Source organism: Mucilaginibacter sp. Bleaf8, assembly GCF_018390515.1.
In the GTDB taxonomy this organism is placed as follows: domain Bacteria; phylum Bacteroidota; class Bacteroidia; order Sphingobacteriales; family Sphingobacteriaceae; genus Mucilaginibacter.
The window spans coordinates 56,034-70,934 of sequence record NZ_JAHBBK010000001.1 but is presented as its reverse complement, the minus strand read 5'-3'; the positions used below and the strand labels follow the sequence as shown (position 1 = coordinate 70,934).

Annotated in this window: 12 protein-coding genes and 1 riboswitch; of the genes, 8 read left to right on the top strand and 4 right to left on the bottom strand. The window is 45.4% G+C overall.

All coding sequences use genetic code 11. The features are described 5' to 3' along the window. Nucleotides 1–100 precede the first annotated feature (100 nt). Entirely contained in the window at nt 101–388 is a 288-nt protein-coding gene (locus tag KHS38_RS00285; protein WP_213485841.1) for a putative quinol monooxygenase, read from the top strand. A 156-nt stretch (nt 389–544) separates the two neighbouring features. Here the strand turns inward: KHS38_RS00285 and KHS38_RS00280 are convergent, their stop codons facing one another. The 3 genes from KHS38_RS00280 to KHS38_RS00270 all read right to left on the bottom strand — a co-directional run bounded on the left by KHS38_RS00280 (nt 545) and on the right by KHS38_RS00270 (nt 3,191). Next, nucleotides 545–1,444 (bottom strand): helix-turn-helix domain-containing protein, encoded by a 900-nt coding sequence (locus KHS38_RS00280; protein WP_249665231.1) that lies wholly within the window; start codon nt 1,442–1,444, stop codon nt 545–547. A gap of 70 nt (nt 1,445–1,514) precedes the next feature. Continuing rightward, the gene (locus tag KHS38_RS00275) at nt 1,515–2,333 is read right to left on the bottom strand and encodes an SDR family NAD(P)-dependent oxidoreductase (RefSeq protein ID WP_213485839.1); all 819 of its coding nucleotides are present in this window, start codon (nt 2,331–2,333) and stop codon (nt 1,515–1,517) included. A gap of 9 nt (nt 2,334–2,342) precedes the next feature. Then, the gene (locus KHS38_RS00270) at nt 2,343–3,191 is read right to left on the bottom strand and encodes an SDR family NAD(P)-dependent oxidoreductase (RefSeq protein WP_213485837.1); all 849 of its coding nucleotides are present in this window, start codon (nt 3,189–3,191) and stop codon (nt 2,343–2,345) included. A gap of 176 nt (nt 3,192–3,367) precedes the next feature. After that, a riboswitch (cobalamin riboswitch) is annotated at nt 3,368–3,559 on the top strand. Between the two features lie 101 nt (nt 3,560–3,660). Between KHS38_RS00270 and KHS38_RS00265 the strand changes: the two genes are divergently transcribed. The 4 genes from KHS38_RS00265 to KHS38_RS00250 are packed head-to-tail and all read left to right on the top strand — an operon-like array spanning nt 3,661 to nt 9,177. Then, the gene (locus KHS38_RS00265) at nt 3,661–5,730 is read left to right on the top strand and encodes a TonB-dependent receptor plug domain-containing protein (protein ID WP_213485835.1); all 2,070 of its coding nucleotides are present in this window, start codon (nt 3,661–3,663) and stop codon (nt 5,728–5,730) included. Between the two features lie 2 nt (nt 5,731–5,732). After that, nucleotides 5,733–6,884: a YncE family protein gene (locus KHS38_RS00260; protein WP_249665230.1), complete on the top strand. Its 1,152-nt coding sequence runs from the start codon at nt 5,733–5,735 to the stop codon at nt 6,882–6,884. 14 nt (nt 6,885–6,898) lie between these two features. After that, a complete protein-coding gene (locus KHS38_RS00255; protein WP_213485833.1) occupies nt 6,899–7,798 on the top strand; it encodes a cell surface protein in 900 nt (299 codons plus the stop codon). Nucleotides 7,799–7,833: 35 nt separating this feature from the next. After that, nucleotides 7,834–9,177, top strand: coding sequence for a DUF5074 domain-containing protein (locus tag KHS38_RS00250; protein ID WP_213485832.1), 1,344 nt, complete (start codon nt 7,834–7,836; stop codon nt 9,175–9,177). 324 nt (nt 9,178–9,501) lie between these two features. Here the strand turns inward: KHS38_RS00250 and KHS38_RS00245 are convergent, their stop codons facing one another. Then, nucleotides 9,502–9,693, bottom strand: coding sequence for a hypothetical protein (locus KHS38_RS00245; RefSeq protein ID WP_213485830.1), 192 nt, complete (start codon nt 9,691–9,693; stop codon nt 9,502–9,504). 15 nt (nt 9,694–9,708) lie between these two features. On the opposite strand from KHS38_RS00245, the gene KHS38_RS00240 reads away from it, so the two are divergent. The 3 genes from KHS38_RS00240 (at nt 9,709) to KHS38_RS00230 (ending at nt 14,871) form a co-directional block, all read left to right on the top strand. Then, nucleotides 9,709–12,900, top strand: a complete 3,192-nt coding sequence (locus KHS38_RS00240; protein ID WP_213485829.1) for a SusC/RagA family TonB-linked outer membrane protein — start codon at nt 9,709–9,711, stop codon at nt 12,898–12,900. A gap of 7 nt (nt 12,901–12,907) precedes the next feature. Beyond that, nucleotides 12,908–14,347 carry a SusD/RagB family nutrient-binding outer membrane lipoprotein gene (locus tag KHS38_RS00235; protein ID WP_213485827.1) on the top strand — a complete coding sequence of 480 codons (1,440 nt, stop codon included), beginning with the start codon at nt 12,908–12,910 and terminating at the stop codon, nt 14,345–14,347. A gap of 149 nt (nt 14,348–14,496) precedes the next feature. Next, nucleotides 14,497–14,871, top strand: a complete 375-nt coding sequence (locus KHS38_RS00230) for a hypothetical protein (RefSeq protein WP_213485825.1) — start codon at nt 14,497–14,499, stop codon at nt 14,869–14,871. Nucleotides 14,872–14,901 lie beyond the last annotated feature (30 nt).

Below are 14,901 nucleotides of genomic sequence, written 5' to 3'. Positions count from 1 at the left end.
GCTACCTTTGGCAACAGACAGCGTTTACTAACCGTTAAAAACCTGGTAAGCATATTTTCAGGAAAAACAGTGACTAAACAGAATTTAAACATCTAACATCATGATCCATATTACAGCAGTAATTAAAGCCAAGCCCGATACCGTTCAGGCGCTAACAGATATTTTTAAGCCACTGGTTGAAGCAACACGAATGGAAGAGGGTTGTAAACGTTATGACTTACACCAGGTTATGAACGAGGCCACTACCTTTATAATGATGGAAGAATGGCAGTCGCAGGAAAGCATTGACAAACATAACCAGTCGGCACACTTTCAGCAATTTGTAGCCGACGCCAAGCCTTTGCTGGCAGAACCATTGCAAGCTTACTTTACAGAACAAGTACTTTAATACTTACATCACTATATTACATAACAAAGCCGGACGTTCACTTGCTGTGTGTCCGGCTTTGTTGTTCTATGTATTCGTCATTACTTACTAAAAGTACCTCTCTTTTAAGTGGACAGTAACCGGTTTTGCAGTCAGTAAGCAGACAGGTTATTTTAATTAGCTCACCAATTGCTTTTTAAACTTCATGGGGCTCAGGCCAACTTCCTGCTTAAACAGGCGCGAGAAATACGACAGGTTTTCGAAGCCTAACTGGTACGCAATTTCGGCTACATTATGTTCGGCGCCAGCAAGGAGGTTTTTGGCCTCCGAAATCAGGAAGATGTGAATCAATTCGATAGCTGTTTTGCCGGTTTCCTGCTTCAGCAAATCGCTTAAATAGCGGGCCGATATGTTCAACTGATCGGCCATCATGTTCACCGTAGGCAAGCCTTGGGTATGGATGCGACCATCGCCCAGGTAGGCCGATAATACATCATTGAACCGGGATACCATTTTGCCCGACATGTCCGTACGGTTAATAAACTGTCGCTTATAAAATCGTTGTGCATATTTAAGCATAGAGCTGATTGTAGTGAGCATCAGTTCGCGGCTAAATTCATCCAGATTATTTGCATACTCGGTTTGCAGGTTGCGGTAAAAGTTCCAGATAATCTCTTCTTCTTTTGGCGACAAGTGCAAAGCCTCATTAATTTCATAATCAAAGTAATGATACTGCCTGATTTCGGTATGCAGCGGGTGCCCGTTCAAAAAATCTTCATGCACAAAAATCAAAAAGCCGTTTTCTTCAAAATGCAGATCTTTGAGCTCCACAACCTGGCGCGGTTTAATAAACATCATCGACCCGTTTTCGTGATCGTAGCGAGTACGGCCGTATTTAATAATACCTGCTTTAAGCTTTTTCAAACCGATCATATAAAAATCGCTGGTAAACTCCCGGTCGCCTATGCTGCAGGTTTGGTTACACTGATACATACTGATCAGGGGATGTTCTGGCTGCGGAAAACCATTATCGCGGTGCAGGGCGCTCAGCGTTTTGTAATGCTTCATGCTTTTCATATAAACAAGGCTGCTTTGCCGCTAATATAGCGCAACGCAGCCTTCTTGAAACAGTTAAATGAATTTATTATTAATGACCGTGCGCGGCTATCGATACGTCTTTCCATTCTTCAACAGATGCCAGGCGCTGCGCATAGGCATCTTTTACGCCATGGTAAGCCACCTTGCCCAACAGTAAACGCAATGGTGGGATCTGACTGTCAACCACCTGCAGTATAGGCGCTACTGTTGCTTCGGGCTTACCCCAGGCATCCGGACCTGCACCTTCGGCAAAAGCTTTTTTAACTGGTTCATAGGCTTCCATCGCTTCTGTTTGTATAGCCGAAGCGCCCGACCAATCGGTTGAAAAGCCGTTAGGCTCAATCAAAGTTACATGGATACCAAAATCTTTTACTTCCATAGCCAGTGTTTCGCTCAGGCCCTCCACTGCAAACTTGGAGGCATTGTATAAGCCCAATACAGGCAGTGTTACCAAACCTAAAAAGCTCGATACCTGAATTATATGGCCGCTCTGCTGCTCACGCATAATGGGCAGCACGGCCTGCGTCATCCACAATACGCCAAAAAAGTTAGTTTCCATTTGGGCCCGTGCCTGCTCTTCGGTGGTCTCTTCAACCGCACCAAATAAACCATACCCAGCGTTGTTGATTAACACATCGATACGCCCAAAATGTGCTTTTGCTTTACTTACCGCATTAAGGGCCGCATTGCGGTCGTTTACATCTAATTGCAGAGGCAGCACGGCATCCCCATATTGCTGCACCAAATCATTCAGCGCGCTGGTGTTGCGGGCGCTGGCTACCACTCTATCACCACGTTTTAAAAAGGCCTCGGCCCACAATTTACCGAAGCCTTTAGAGGCTCCGGTGATGAAAATTACTTTTGACATGCTATTGAATTAGTTAAGGTTACTTACTGTATCAGCTTTACGGTGCGCAGCCACTGCTACTTCGTTCCACTCCTCCCACTCTGCAATGCGCTCGCTATAAATGCGGCGGGTTTTAGGCAAGCCAACTTTGCCCAGGAAAAAGCGCAGCGGCGGTTTTTGTGCATCTATTAGTTTTAAAATAGCATCAACGGTAGCTTCCGGGTCGCCGTAATCATCCGGCTGTAAACCTTCGGCACCGGCCAAAGCTGCTTTTACCGGCTGGTAATCGGCAATAGGCTGGCTTTGCACAGCCGACGCACCGCCAAAGTCGGTTGCGTAGCCATTAGGTTCAACCAGGGTAACATTAATGCCTAAGTGTTTTACTTCCTGCGCAAGGGCTTCGCTTAAACCTTCAACGGCAAACTTAGTGGCGCTGTAAATGCCCAGTGTTGGCAACGCCCATTGGCCCAACACGCTTGATAATTGGATAATATGACCGCTTTTTTGCTCCCGGAAGATGGGCAGCGCTGCTTGTGTTACCCAAAGGGTACCTAAAATATTGGCATTTATTACATCGTGTGCTTCCTGCTCGCTTACTTCTTCAACGGCGCCAAACAGGCCGTAACCGGCATTGTTGATCACCACATCCAAACCACCAAAATGTTGTTTGGCTTGGTTAACTACTTCAAAGGCTTGAGCACGGTTGGTGATATCCAGTTGCAGCGGTAAAAAGTTGTCGCCGTATTGTGCGGCAATGTCTTTGAATCCGTCTATGTTGCGGGAAGTGGCTGCTACTTTATCGCCACGTTTTAGAAATGCTTCTACCCATATTTTACCAAATCCTCTTGAGGCGCCAGTGATAAAAATTGTTTTTGACATGATATTTTTGTTTTTGTTGATATGTCAAAGGTAGAGTGGCTGCTTTCGGGATTTTTGTACAAAAGCGGGAATAAATGGTACAAATTTACCTAGCCTTTCTATCCTCTAATCATTACGCCCGCTTTTAAGTGAAAAGCTAATTTTTAATTATTAGTTGCGTTGCGCTTTAGAAGTAGTAGTTTTGCGGCGCTTAAGGTTTTTTTGGCTATGCCGAAAAATTAAAAGGGAATCCGGTGTAAATCCGGAACTGTCCCGCAGCTGTAAGCTCTGTATACCGAAGTCCATTCCAAAGTCACTGTGCCGCGTTGAGCATGGGAAGACGGATCAGGAGAGCAAGTCAGAATACCTGCCTCAGGCCTTGATAAATTCATAGCTTTCGCGGATTGAAGCTGGAATGAGATACTTTTCTTGTTTTTCATTTTAGGTGTACAGTTTCCGGGTTGCTGTGGGGAATTAACTCACAACACACATGGAATTCAACATGCTTTTTGCGCCTGTGCGTACAGGCCGGCATTTGCTTTATCAAAAAATTGCGCTTTGTTTAGCCGCAACGCTTTTGTGCTGCCCCAAAGTTTGGGCACAATCCCGCCGTGCAGATACTGCCGCAACAGCGAAAGTGCATGAATTGCAGCAGGTAAACATCAATGCGGTAAAAGACCGCATTATCCAACCATCCATCACCCCTGTGCAACGGCTATCCTCTACCCGGCTGGAACGCATGAGCAGCTTTTCGGTTGCCGACGCCATCCGGTTTCTGACCGGCGTTCAGCTGAAAGATTATGGCGGTATAGGCGGCCTTAAAACAGTTAATGTACGCAGTATGGGCACCAACCATACAGCTGTGTTTTATGATGGGGTGCAATTAGGCAACGTACAAAACGGGCAGGTTGACCTGGGCCGGTTCTCGCTGGATAATATAGAAGAGATTAGCTTATACAACGGGCAGCGCAGCGAAATTTCACAACCGGCCAGGGCTTTTGCCGCAGCAAGCGCCATATACCTGCAAAGTAAAATTCCCACTTTTAGACCCGGCGAACACACGCACTTACGAGCAGGGTTCAAAACGGGATCATTCGGCCTTTGGAACCCTTCTATATTATGGGAGCAAAAGCTGACGAACCGCGTATCGGCCAGCGTAAGCAGTGAATTAGTACAGACCGATGGCCGGTATAAATTCAGATCCAGTAATGGAGTGTTTGATACTACCGCCAGCCGCAGTAACACCGATGTAGCCAGCTACCGTGTTGAAGGTGGGCTGAACGGTACCCTGCCCGACAGCAGCACCTGGAGAGTAAAAGCATATGCTTTTGTTGCCAACCGCGGCTTACCGGGCCCTGTGGTATCCAATAAATTTGACTATCCACAGCGGCAATGGGACCGCAACCTGTTTTTACAAGGCAGTTACAACAGCAACGTAAACAAGCGGTTCAGCTTCATACTGAATGCAAAATATGCCAACGATTACCTGCGTTATTTGGATCCAGAAACTGTAAAGAAAACGGGGTTTTCGGATAATCACTTCTATCAGCATGAGTTTTATTTCTCATGGGCAAACCGTTACCGGCTTACCGGCGCGTGGGATGTGGCCCTATCGTCCGATTACCAGTGGAACAACCTGGATGCCGATCTGTACCGCTTTGCTTACCCTACCCGGTATATGCTGCAAACCGTACTGGCTTCCGAGCTAAAACTAAAGGACATTAGTCTGCAGGGAAGCTTATTACACACTTGGGTTAATGATGTGGTAAAAGCTTTTGCCAGCGCCGGCCGCAAGCAAAAGCTCACCCCAAGCCTGTTAATGAGCTGGCAACCCGGCGGCCAACAGGATGTTACCTTGCGTGCCTTCTATAAAAATATATTCAGGCTGCCCACCCTCAACGATTTGTATTATACCACTATCGGCAACACACAACTCAAACCTGAGTGGGCAAAGCAGTATGATGTGGGTATAACCTATAATCATACTTACCAGCAACAGGCTTTTGCTTACTTATCGGTACAAGCAGATGTTTATTACAACCAGGTAAGGGATAAGATTGTGGCCATACCAGGCGCAAACCTGTTTAGGTGGACGATGTATAACATTGGTAACGTAGCCATCAAAGGCTTTGAAACCACTATACAATCAGCATGGAACACCGGTTCGGAGATTGTGCTGAATGCCGGGGTTAATTACACCTACCAGCAATCGCGCGACGTAACCGACGGGCAAAAGAGCCGCTACAATATTCCTTACATTCCGACGCATAGCGGCTCGGTAACGCTTGGTGCGGATTATCGTCAGCTTTCCATCAACTACAGCTACCTGTACGTTGGCAACCGATACGATCAGCTCAGCACTGATCAAAACCAGGTATATAACTACATGGAACCTTACTATACGCACGATGTTACACTCGGCTATCATACGATGCTGCATCGAAAGCCGATTAAGCTTGGTTTGGAGATCAACAATATCTTCAACCAAGACAGGGAGTTGATCACCAATTTCCCGTTGCCCCGCCGCTTTTACCGCATTAAAATCAGTTATACTATTTAATCATGAATAATTTACTCGACCGACCGTCGCTAATGGTGACCAGCATATTGCTTGCCGGCTATATGCTTTTCGGCTCCTGCCGTAAAAATCCGTCTGTGATTCCCGAACAGCAGGAAACTGTTTTCACCGGCGACCCTTCGAGCCCGATACAGGGCCTGTACCTGCTCAACGAGGGCAACATGAACATGAATAAGGCCTCGCTTGATTATGTAGACCTGCGTACAGGCGTTTACCGCCGCAATATTTACAACCAAGCCAACCCCGAGGTAGTGAAGGGCCTGGGCGATGTGGGTAATGACATCGGCATTTATGGCAGCAAGCTTTATGTGGTGGTCAACGTATCCAATAAGCTGGAAGTACTGGATGCCAAGTCTGGAAAACGCCTCAAACAGATTGATATTAACAATTGCCGTTATGTTACCTTTTATAAAAACAAGGCCTACGTGAGCGCCTACCTCGGCAAGGTGGGCGACCCAAAGGCGCCGAATGGCATTGTTACCGAAATAGACACGGCCACATTGCAACGGGAACGTACTGTAACCGTTGGCCGCCAACCCGAGGAGATGGCCGTGGTAAACGGTAAGTTGTATGTAGCCAATTCGGGTGGCTATAGTCCACCTGACTATGAGCGTACCTTGTCGGTTATTGACCCTGTATCGTTTCAGGAGATTAAACGAATTGATGTAGCCATCAACCTGGACAAGGTAAAAGCCGACCGGTACGGTGACCTTTACGTAACTTCAAGGGGCGATTATTATGATATACCCTCGCGCCTGTATGTAGTTGATACCCGCACCGACCAGGTAAAGAAGGTGTTTAACATCGCCGCATCAAGCCTGTGCATTGATGATAACCTGGCCTATATCTGCGCCACAGAATGGAATTATCCGCAGCAAAAGAATATCATCTCCTATACCTTAATCAATGTGCGGGATGAAACGCAGCTCAACCGGTCTTTCATTACCGACGGCACCGACCAGCAAATTAAAGTTCCGTATGGCCTGGCGGTTAATCCATTTACCAAAGATGTTTACCTGACCGATGCCAAAGAATATGTAACGCCAGGCACGCTGTATTGCTTTGATGCCAACGGCAAAAAGAAATGGCAGGTAACTACCGGCGATATACCTGCCCACATCGCTTTCAAGTATTAAATCACCTTAAAGATATGAATAAACCATTTTCAACACTCCGAAGAGGAAGAAACCTAATGCTGATGGTAAGCGCTATAGCCTCTTTATATTCCTGCAAAAAAGATAGTACCGTTGAACCGGATAAAGAAGCTGCTATACGGCCGGTTACGGAGCAAAGTAAAACCTACGTCACCCAGTTGTTTGAGTATCAACCCGCACCGGGGCAATACATTAACACCGATCTGGCATCTGAAACCGCAGCACGCAGCGTTTTGTTGAGCAACAGCGGTTTAGTATCGTTAGGCGGCTTTGGCGGTTATGTGGTGTTTGGCTTTGACCATACGGTATTGAACCGCGATAGTCAGGACGACCTCGTAATTTACGGCAACGCCTTTAACGCCTTCGCCGAACCGGGCGTGATTTGGGTGATGCAGGACACCAATGGCAACGGCAAGCCTGATGATACCTGGTATGAACTGGCCGGCAGCGAAACGGGCAAACCGGGTTACGTTAACAATTACTCCGTTACCTACACGAGGCCAAATCCGTTAACCGGCGATGTGCCCTGGAAAGACAGTCAGGGTAAAAGTGGTGTGGTGAAAACCAACGCGTTTCATACACAAGCTTATTATCCTGAATCATTAACCGCTAATACGTACACACTCTCGGGCACGCTGCTGCCATCAAGCAATATCGACGACAGTAACCCCAGCTACATTACCAGCGCAGCTTTTCCCTTTGGCTATGCCGACAATACGCCCGGCGGCGACAAGGCCGATATTGCACGCGCCGTTGATGCCAGCGGTAAGCCGGTTAGCCTGAAGGGTATCGACTTTGTAAAAATCCAAACCGGTATTCAGTACAACATGGGCTGGCTGGGCGAGTGTTCAACAGAAGTATCGGGCATTGCCGATCTGAGCCTGCTTAAAAACTAATCTTCATTTATATATACAAATCATCACATTCTATTATGCACAAAAAACTTACGATTAAAAGATCTTTAACCATTTTCGGCATATTGCTCATTGGAGGGATTTCCTCCTGTAAAAAGGATACGGCTTTGGAAATTACGCCCGAACCACCGGTTGCCCAGCAACCGGCCGGCAATGGTAGGGACACCATCACCGTTGGGCAAAGCGTTAGCTTACATCCTAAGCTGGCTACAAAAAGTGGACTTACCTACATCTGGACGGTCAACGGCGCACCAACGGGAACCGATTCAGTACTGGCATTTAAACCTGATGCCAGAGGCGATTATCAGATTGCCTTTAAAGCCAGCAATGCAGGTGGCAGCACGGCCGTTAACTACAACATACATGTATGGGGTAAGTACGAGAATGGCTTTTTCCAGATCAACGAAGGTTGGTTTGGCCATGGCACCGGTACAGTTGGCTTTTACCGTTACGATACACAAAAACTTGAAGACAGCGTTTATACGAAAGAAAACCCAGGCAAAACGCTCGACCCGGTATCATCAACCTTAGAGTATGGCACCATCTTTAACAACAAGCTGTTCCTGGTATCAAAAGTAGGTGGCCCTATTGTGGTTACCGATGCTTACAGCCTAAAAGAAACCGGCCGCGTAGCAAGCGCTGGCGGTAACGACTGGCGTGCGTTTGTAGGCATTGATGCCAATAAGGGTTTAGTGAGTTCGCAGAAAGGTGTATTTCCGCTTGACTTAACTACATTAACAATAGGTGCGAAAATCGACGCAATCAGCGGTCAGGCCGGTGATATGATTAAAGCCGGTAATTATGTATTTGTTTTGGCCCAAACAGGCGGCGTTATCATACTAAATGCGTCAGACTATAGTGTAGCCAAAAAGATAAGTGGCATGGTAGTTGGCTTTGCCCGTACACCCGACGGCGCTGTGTGGGCCGCAGGCGGTACGTCGCTCGTTAAAATAAACCCAACCACACTTGATGTGCAAACCGTAACCGTACCATTTACGGTATTTGGCTCATGGGGTGCATGGCATCCTGGTTCTATCACGGCTTCAACCAAAGAGAATTTAGTATACTTAGCTCAAAATAAATCTTTCAGTGGCGGCAAAACAATTTATCGTTACCTGGATGGCGATGCTGCTTCGCTGCAAAATGCATTTATCACCCTACCTACTGGTAAAGAATTGTATGGTGCCGGTATAGGTTATAATCCTCAAACCAACCAACTGCAAGTAAGCACCGTACAATCAGGTTATGGAACTAATTATAGCTTCAATAACCTATACTTCCATGACGCCGTAACCGGCCAACTGAAAAAGGATGTGGCTTACACAGGTTATTACTTCCCTGCTGTATCCGTATTTCATTAATTGAAATACAGTGATTTAAATAAATACTGCATTTATTTGAATTACAAACGTATTAAAAACAATAAAGGCTGCCAAGTGCAGCCTTTATTGTTTTTAATGATTAAGAGAATTTGAGGAATAAAACACTTTAGCAAGTTCAACTATATTATAGAATATGCTCTCCCTGAAAAGTCAAGAACGCGATTTTGTAAGGCACTTATCAAATTATTAAATAAATACTACCATTTCTATAGAGTTTATATTATATTTGCTGCATTATTACGCGTCCTTAAATTGTACAGGGTATAATATTGAACATAGACAATGGAAACAACACCTAATTTTTTAAATCAACACATTTGGTTTAACAGCCAAATCACCCCTTCTCTCTCCGCTCCTTCCATGTGCTGTTGCTGCCAATAGCTCAAATACCATCATGGATGTTGCATCCGTAAAACCATCTTTTTTTTGAACACCTATTACCGGCAGTAAAGAATTACTGACAGAAATGAGTATGTCTTTACCGCTGAAAACCATACTGCAATCAACAACATGAATCAACTTTACAAGCTATTATTAGTCATATTTCTGGCGTTTACATTTACAGAAACAGCCTCGGCACAATCAGTCCGGCTAACCGGTACTGTAACCGGCAAAGCAGACGGTGTACCCTTACCCGGCGTAACCGTTGCCGTAAAAGGTACTACTAACGGTACCCAAACTGCTGTTGACGGTAAGTTTACGCTGACCGTTAAAAAGAGCGACATCGTTCGTTTTACCTATCTGGGCTTTAACCCTTTCGAAATAACAGTTACCGGAAATGAATCCAACATTCAGGTAGCACTCGAAGAAACACGCAACTCACTGAACGAGGTTGTAGTGACGGCACTGAACATTTCTAAAGACAAAAAATCTTTAGGCTACGCCGTACAGGGTCTTAAATCTAAAGATATCTCTGAAGCTAAAGAAACCAATTTCATCAATGCCCTTGCAGGTAAAGTTGCCGGCGTGCAGGTTACCAGCAGCCAGGGTGATATGGGTTCTTCGCGCGTCATTATCCGGGGCGAAACATCCATTGGTAATAACAACGAGCCATTATTTGTGATAGATGGTGTAATTGTTGACAACCGCCAGTTCCAAGGTAGCAACGGGTCACGTGATTTTCCTAACGCTTTGGCATCCATAAACCCGGAGGACATAGAGTCGGTAAACGTTTTGAAGGGACCTAATGCGGCAGCGCTGTACGGCTCTCGTGCAGCTAATGGTGTGATACTAATCAAAACCAAATCGGGTAAAGGAACTAAAGGCATTGGGGTTGACATTAACTCTAACACCAGCTTTTCTAGCCTTAAAGTTCTACCGGATTTCCAGAACGAATATGGACAAGGCTCAAACGGCCGGTTCAGTTATGTAGACGGTAAAGGTGGCGGCATTAATGACGGAGTTGACGAAAGCTGGGGCCCACCGCTGGACGGCCGGTTAATTCCACAGTTTTTTTCAAACGGCGAAGCTGTACCTTTTGTAGCCCATCCTGACAACGTTCGCGATTACTTTAGAACAGGCGTTACGTTAAATAACAGCGTATCCATAGCGGGTTCTGGCGATAAATTCGATTTCAGATTATCCTATAACAACCTGCATCAATCTGGCGTAGTGCCGAACAGTTCGTTAGGTCGCAACTCCTTTATGGTGAATACCACCTTCCGGCCTACATCTAAATTAACGGTAACTACTATTGCCAATTATATCAAAGACGACGCACCGAACTTACCGGGTACATATGGCAGAAGAGCCACCAGTACCATGTTGCAATTCATTTGGTTTGGCCGCCAGGTAGATGTTAACCGCCTTAAAAACTATCGTGATGCCAACGGCAATACCTTTAACTGGAATAACAGCTACTACTCTAACCCGTACTTTGTAGCAAATGAAAATACGGCAAGCCAATACAAAAACCGTCTAATCGGCAGTATCGAGCTAAACTATAAGTTAGCTAAAGGCCTTTCGGCAAACTTCCGTACCGGAACGGATTATTATAATGACAAACGAAAAATTAAGGTTGCCTATGGTACCAACGGCACCCCGTTTGGTTCTTATGAGGAGGATTCGTATTTGGTAAATGAAACCAACACAGAAGCCCGCATACAATATACCGGAAAACTTAATACCGATTTTTCTATAGACCTTTTAGGTGGCGGCAACATAAGCAGTACATTGTTTGAGCAAAATGATCAAATTGCACCTAAGCTTGCTGTACCCGGTTTATATACCTTGAGCAACTCCCGCGACCCGTTGATTTCATCAAACAACTATCTAAGAACTAAAACATACAGTTTGTTCGGGTCAGCCCAGATTGGGTACAGAAATTATGCTTTCTTAAATATTACCGGCCGTAACGACCGCTCTTCAACCCTGCCAATCAACAACCTTTCATACTTCTATCCGTCAGTGAATGCAAGTTTGGTATTGTCAGAAGCACTGGACATTAAAAGCAATGTACTGACCTATGCTAAGCTAAGAGGTGGCTTGTCAAGAGTTGGTAAACCTACGTTAACTCCCTACCAGTTGATAAACACCTATAACTTTACGGCTCCATTTAACGGCAATCCGCAGCAAAGTGCTTCTACCATCAGTCTTAACCCTGACCTGAAACCCGAGACCACAACCTCTGCTGAAGCTGGTATCGAACTAGGCTTTTTCCAGGACCGGGTTCATTTGGATATAACTGCTTATAACACCAACAGCTTTGACCAGATTTTAAATGTAAATGTGAGTACTGCTACGGGTTATACACAAAAGCTGATTAACGGCGGAAAATTGAATAACAAAGGGCTTGAGGTGCAACTTGGCGTTACGCCAATAAAAGCAAGGGGTTTTACCTGGGATATTATGACCAACTTCTCGTCCAACAAAAGCAAAGTAATATCGCTGTTTGACGAAGGCAATTTACAAACCTACACACTGGGCACTAACAGAACGGTAGACGTACTTGCTGCTGTGGGCCAGCCATATGGTACCCTATTTGGTACAGCTTACCAGCGCAATGCCAATGGCGACATTATTGTAGCGGCTAACGGTACACCGGTTGTCAACCCAACCAAACAATATTTAGGTAAGTACACGCCAAAATGGATGGGTAGTATCAACAATAGCTTTAATTACAAAGGTATTTATCTGAGCTTTTTGGTTGATGCCAGAGTGGGCGGATCCATTTACTCAAACACCAACCGTACGGGTACTTACACCGGCGTATTGGCCTCTACCCTGCCCGGTCGTGGAACAGCAAATGGCGGTTTAAGCTACTACTATCCGGCTAATAACACATCCGGTACTGCAGTTCAGGTGAACAATGGCGGTGCGGCGCCTAACGGCGAAACGGTATATACCGATGGTATGGTATTTAAAGGCGTTAAAGCTGATGGTACACCCAACAACACTATTGTTCCGGCACAGGCTTATTACAAAGGTTTTACCAACGTGGATGAAGCATTTGTGTATGATGCATCATACGTAAAGCTGCGCGAATTGAAACTGGGTTACACCCTGCCCACAAAATGGATTAAAAGTGTAGGCTTGCAGGCAGCTACCGTTTCTATAGTGGGCCGCAACTTATGGATTATCCACAAAAACGTGCCGAACATTGATCCCGAAGTAGCCTTTAATACCGGCAATGCCCAGGGTTTGGAAGATTTGACATTGCCTACCGTTCGCAACATTGGTTTTAACATCAACCTTAAATTCTAAAAACGCCATGAAACTCAAACATATATTTCTTTTAGTAGCCGGGGGCTCCGTGTTATCATTTACGGCTTGCAAAAAAGATTTGGCCGAAATTAACCAGAACCCTAACGCCTCTCAAACCGCACAACCCGATTATTTGCTTACAGCAGCAACCAAAACAACAGCAGATACTTATTGGGGTACCACCAACAATATGGATGCCGCGCTGCTTTTTGTACAGCACTGGGCAAAAATACAATACACCGATCCCGACAGGTACATTTATACCAACACGGCCATGCAAGAACTGTGGAATGTGGGCTACTCCAGAAGCATCATTAACCTTAACCAAATCATTAAACTGGCAGATGCACAAGCTAACACCAATTATAAAGGTGTTGCATTGGTGCTGCGCTCATGGGTACTAACACTGCTTACAGATGCTTATGGTGATATACCCTACAAACAGGCAGCAAGCATTGATACTTACCTTACGCCAGCGTATGACACGCAAAAGGATGTATACTTTGCCGTGCTTGATGATTTGAAAGCAGCACAAAGCGCGCTCGATCCTTCAGGTAAAGCCATTGCCGGCGATGTTATTTACAGCAATAATATCTCTAAGTGGAAAAAATTCGCCAACTCATTACGCCTGCGTATTGCGCTGCGCATTGCCGATCGCGAACCTGAAAAAACCAAGCAGGTATTGGCAGAAATGCAAGCAGAAGGCAGCGGCTACATCAGCTCAAACAACGAGCTTGCACAGCTGGTTTACGCTGACTCACCCAATCAAAATCCTATCAGCAACTTGTTTGATACGCGCGATGATTACCGTATCAGCAAAACCATTGTCGATAAGCTTTTTGCCTTGAACGACCCTCGCCTTCCTATTTACGCGGCTAAAACAAAAGATGCAACGCCTCAGAATTATGTGGGCATACCTAACGGCTTATTGGTAGGTGATGCCAGTAACCTGGGCTTCAACAAAACATCTAAACCCGGCACTTACTTTACCGCACCGCGTGCACCTGCCGTAATCATGAGCTATGCCGAGGTACTGTTTGACCGTGCCGAAGCAGCCGCCAGAGGTTTTACTAATGAAAACGCTGCTGATTTATATACCCAAGCCGTGAAGGCATCCTTAAGCCAATACGGAATTGCCGATGACGCCATTACAGCTTATACCTCATCAAATGCGGTGAAATACGATCCATCCAATTACAAAAAATCAATAGGCGAACAAAAGTGGATTGCACTGTTTGGCCAGGGACTGGAAGCTTTTGCCGAGTGGCGCCGATTGGACTACCCTCAACTGCAGCCGGCCGTAGCGGGTACGCTGAACGGCAAGATGCCGGTCCGGTTCATTTACCCCGGAACCGAACAATCGCTTAACGGCGCTAATTATAGAGCCGCAGTTGGCCGCCAAGGCCCCGATTTGCTAACCACTAAGCTGTGGTTTGATGTAAATTAAATTTTTAAAGAGGCATAACATAAAGTTATGCCTCTCTTGTTTTTAGCCTATCCCAACTACTCGCTTAATTAACTAAAAGCGTTCAATTTTATCAACTCGTTAAACATTTATAAACAATTTTATAATAAATATGTTATAACACCCGTTTGATGAGCTACGTAGAAACCCTATATTTGCAGATACGAATGAGCGTTTTCAGGAAAAATATACTGACAAGTTTGATAAGCATAATACTGCTAAGTGTTTTTGCTTTCAAAACTGGCGCTCCTTTTATTCATCATCTCAGCAAGGCTGAAACGGATCCTATCTCTGTAGAAAAGAATACAGAGGATGGTAAAGACACCAAGGAAGATCTGTTTGACAAAAGCGAAAAGAAGATATTTTCATGTGATTATTATACCGATTTACATGTACCGCTGGAAATGATCAGCGATATGGAATCGAAGTTTTCGTGTGATAGTCACCCTCCTGTTCAGGCCCCTCATCGAACAGTACCCACACCGCCTCCCGACTTTTTAGTCTAATAAGCAATACCTTTTTAATTGTAAAAGCAA

Bases quoted from the DNA above. Each gene is read 5' to 3' on its own strand.
- KHS38_RS00260 (WP_249665230.1), top strand. From the start codon at position 5,733: ATGAATAATTTACTCGACCGACCGTCGCTAATGGTGACCAGCATATTG.
- KHS38_RS00230 (WP_213485825.1), top strand. From the start codon at position 14,497: ATGAGCTACGTAGAAACCCTATATTTGCAGATACGAATGAGCGTTTTC.
- KHS38_RS00250 (WP_213485832.1), top strand. From the start codon at position 7,834: ATGCACAAAAAACTTACGATTAAAAGATCTTTAACCATTTTCGGCATA.
- KHS38_RS00235 (WP_213485827.1), top strand. From the start codon at position 12,908: ATGAAACTCAAACATATATTTCTTTTAGTAGCCGGGGGCTCCGTGTTA.
- KHS38_RS00270 (WP_213485837.1), bottom strand. From the start codon at position 3,191: ATGTCAAAAACAATTTTTATCACTGGCGCCTCAAGAGGATTTGGTAAA.
- KHS38_RS00280 (WP_249665231.1), bottom strand. From the start codon at position 1,444: ATGAAAAGCATGAAGCATTACAAAACGCTGAGCGCCCTGCACCGCGAT.
- KHS38_RS00255 (WP_213485833.1), top strand. From the start codon at position 6,899: ATGAATAAACCATTTTCAACACTCCGAAGAGGAAGAAACCTAATGCTG.
- KHS38_RS00275 (WP_213485839.1), bottom strand. From the start codon at position 2,333: ATGTCAAAAGTAATTTTCATCACCGGAGCCTCTAAAGGCTTCGGTAAA.
- KHS38_RS00285 (WP_213485841.1), top strand. From the start codon at position 101: ATGATCCATATTACAGCAGTAATTAAAGCCAAGCCCGATACCGTTCAG.
- KHS38_RS00265 (WP_213485835.1), top strand. From the start codon at position 3,661: ATGGAATTCAACATGCTTTTTGCGCCTGTGCGTACAGGCCGGCATTTG.
- KHS38_RS00245 (WP_213485830.1), bottom strand. From the start codon at position 9,693: ATGGTTTTCAGCGGTAAAGACATACTCATTTCTGTCAGTAATTCTTTA.
- KHS38_RS00240 (WP_213485829.1), top strand. From the start codon at position 9,709: ATGAATCAACTTTACAAGCTATTATTAGTCATATTTCTGGCGTTTACA.